The 2959-nt window shown below is 67.5% G+C and carries 2 protein-coding genes, 1 tRNA gene and 1 pseudogene; 2 read left to right on the top strand and 2 right to left on the bottom strand.

The window, feature by feature from the left end; all coding sequences use genetic code 11:
• On the bottom strand, window positions 1-743 hold a 743-nt coding region (locus tag AC08ON_RS17745), incomplete at its 3' end, for a metal-dependent transcriptional regulator (RefSeq protein WP_476617403.1).
• A 36-nt stretch (window positions 744-779) separates the two neighbouring features.
• Here AC08ON_RS17745 and AC08ON_RS17740 point away from each other — a divergent pair.
• Both AC08ON_RS17740 and AC08ON_RS17735 read left to right on the top strand, forming a co-directional pair.
• Entirely contained in the window at window positions 780-1178 is a 399-nt protein-coding gene (locus tag AC08ON_RS17740) for a DUF3039 domain-containing protein (RefSeq protein WP_476617402.1), read from the top strand.
• 219 nt (window positions 1179-1397) lie between these two features.
• Window positions 1398-1470, top strand: a tRNA-Arg gene (locus tag AC08ON_RS17735).
• Between the two features lie 572 nt (window positions 1471-2042).
• On the opposite strand, the pseudogene AC08ON_RS17730 reads toward AC08ON_RS17735, so the two are convergent.
• Window positions 2043-2930 (bottom strand): annotated as a pseudogene (locus tag AC08ON_RS17730) (recombinase family protein); the annotation flags it as partial.
• Window positions 2931-2959 lie beyond the last annotated feature (29 nt).

Raw genomic sequence — 2959 nt, 5'->3', positions numbered from 1 at the left:
CGGTCGACGTAAACGAGAGCCGCGGTGCTACGGCTGATCTCCGCGTCGGTCTGGCCGTTGGGAGTGACGATGTGGATCAGGTTGCCGCGGGAGCCCGGCGTGATCTGCGCACCGGGGACGATCGCGGCGTCCTGAAGCCGGCGCATGATGCTTTCGTCCGTCTGCAACCGCTCGGAGATCCAGCTCACCGTGACCGGCCTGCCACCGCCGGACGAGGCGAGGTCGGCCGACGCCAGTAGGCTCACCGGGGCGGAAGCCGGCCGTGCCGTGGTGGGGTGCTGCTGGGAAGGCGGGATCTCGTTACCGAACGGGCAGCGCTTCGGATCGCCGAGCAGGACGCTGAGGCGCGCCTCGACCTCGTCGGAGATTACATGCTCCCACCGACAGGCCTCGTTGTGTACCAGCGCCCAGTCCAACCCGATGACCTTCGTGAGCAGCAGCTCGGCCAAGCGGTGCTTGCGCATGACGGCGGTGGCCCGCAGCAGGCCCTTCTCCGTGAACTGCACGGTCCGGTCGTCGGCGAGGCACACCAGCCCCTCGTTGGCCAGACGAGCCGTCGACTCGCTCGCGGCCGGCGCGCTGACATGCAGGCGCTCCACCAGACGCGCGCGCAGCGGGGGGATGCCCTCCTCCCTCAGCTCGTACAGGGTTCGGAGGTACATCTCGGTACTGTCGATCAATCCAGTCACCGGTCTCCTTCGTCCTCTCCAGGGTACGCTCAGCCTGGGACTCACAAGAGCCATCTGCCCCCCGAAGACCATGCCGGCTGGCCGGTTTCGATGTCTCGTCGGCCCCTTCCCCCGGACCGGGGTCGGTGTTCCACGACGTGTTCCATGGCCTCGGTCCGGCGGGTATGGCCTCGGTTCGGCGGCGTGTCCTCGTGCGGCACCCGTCCCGCGCGCGGGCTTGCACCCAGGGCCGGCATCGGCGCCCGCGGCACTAGACTCGACGCCATGAGCACGACTCAGATCGCGCCCGAGACATCGAACACCCAGACGGACGAAGGTGACGATCACTCTCACTACGCTCGTCGTGAGGAGATCGTTCGCGCGTCCATCGAGGGTGGCCGGGTTACGGCGTTGTGCGGCTACAAGTTCGAACCGGTGCGGGACCCCTCGCGTTTCCCGATCTGTCCGAAATGCAAGGAACTCGTCGAGATGGCCGAGCAGTTCGGCTGATCGCGCTGCGCCGGTACACAGTGCCGGGCGGCCACGGTCCTCGATGGCGGTCATTAGCCTTCGGTAATAATCGGTCGTTGCGGTAGATCGAGCGTGCCGGCGGGCTGTGGACGGTGTGCGGATGCCCCTGCCGATCGGGATCCACGGTGTCTCCTCGGGCCGGCTGCTCCGCGGCCCCGTATGATCTGTTGCACGAGCCAGACCCGGTGTCCCTCGCCGGCCCCAGTAGCTCAGTGGATAGAGCGACCGCCTCCTAAGCGGTAGGCCGCAGGTCCGATTCCTGCCTGGGGCACGTACTGCATCCACGCGGTGAAGGTGCCGGGTGGTTGTCGTACGCGGTGCGGGGGTGTTGGCGGCCACTTCCGCGAGATCGGCGACCGTGTCGAGGTCGCTGACCGGAATTTTGATCATCATCTGTACCTCCTGCTTCTCGTGATCGAGGTGGACGGTGAGCTGGGTGATCTCGTAGAGGCGTCGCTGTAGTGCCTCGGGTGCCTTGTCGAGCTTGAGCGTGAGTGTCGGTAGGGCGTCGAGGAGGGTGAGGCTGTCGGGGCCTGGCCGGTCGGGTTCGGCGTCGTCGGCCGTGTCGAGTTCTTTGATCTTCGCAAGGGCGGTCTTGCGCTCGGTGTCGAGCTGGTTGTAGGTGGCTCGCAGTCCCTGAGTGAACGGGTCATCGGGATCACCGTCTTGGGCTTGGCGGAGCAGGTTGTCCTGCCGCCGTCCAAGGTCGTCGATCTTCTTGCGGAGCCTGCTCCGTTCGGCCGCCCGCTCCTGGGTCGCGCGGTCGTCGAAACTGGCGAGTTCGGCGGCCAGCAGGGCGACCCGGCTACGGCCGAAGACGCGTTCGGTGTAGAAGTCGGTGATCGCGGCTTCGAGGACGTCTTCGCGGATGCGGACGGTCTTGGGGTGGTCGGCGAGCTTGTCGTCGCGGCCTCGGTTGTTCGCTTTCGGCCAGCAGATGTACCAGACGGGCGCGCCGGGTTCACGGACGTTGCCGAACATCCGCCGCCCACAGGTGCAGTGGACCATGCCCCGGAACACATACGTCCGCTTCGTCGCGGGATGGGCGTTGAGGTCGTCGTGCTGCCGGGAGCCGCGCCGGGACTGGCGGTGGGCGTTGAACTCGTCGAACATCCATTTCGGGATCAGCGGTTCGTGCACGGGCTGTTCGGACCAGACCCACTTCTCCGGCCCGTTGACCGCCCCGTGCCGTGAGCGGCTCGCCCTGCGGTTGAACACCTGGTAGCCGGTGTACTTCGGGTTACGCAGCAGATCGGCCACCGTCGACTTCGACCACGCCCCGCGCGCCCGGTAGGCCCCGCCGACCGGCTCGGGCGGCGGGTAACGCTCCAGATCTGCGTTGAGGGCCTCGGCGATCGCCCCATAGCCGAGCCCACGGTAGTAGCGCCAATGGGCGATCTGGGTGACGGTCTCGCCGCGTGCCCCGTCGGGTTCGAGGCGGGTCTTGGTCGCCCCTCGGTCGGCCTTGGCCGAGTTCGGGTGCCGGTAGTTGCGCGCCCGGTAGCCGTAGGGCGGTTTGCCGATGTTCCAGCCGTCCCGGACGTGGGTGCACAGCCCACCCCAGCTGCTTTCGAGGGTGTTCCAGACCTCGTGCTCGGCGACGGACTGGTTGATCCGCCGGTGCAGGATCTGCCCGGCCCGCGGCCCACCGACCTTGATCGGCTCGTTCCACGCCAGCAACGCCACCCCGGCCTTTTCGAGCTTGCGTTCGATCGCGAGGTTCTCGTACATCCGCCGGGCGATCCGCGACATCGACTCAC

The organism is Frankia sp. CoWAU3 (assembly GCF_977971855.1).
The sequence above is the reverse complement of the archived record's forward strand: the minus strand, read 5'-3'. Positions and strand labels throughout refer to the sequence as shown.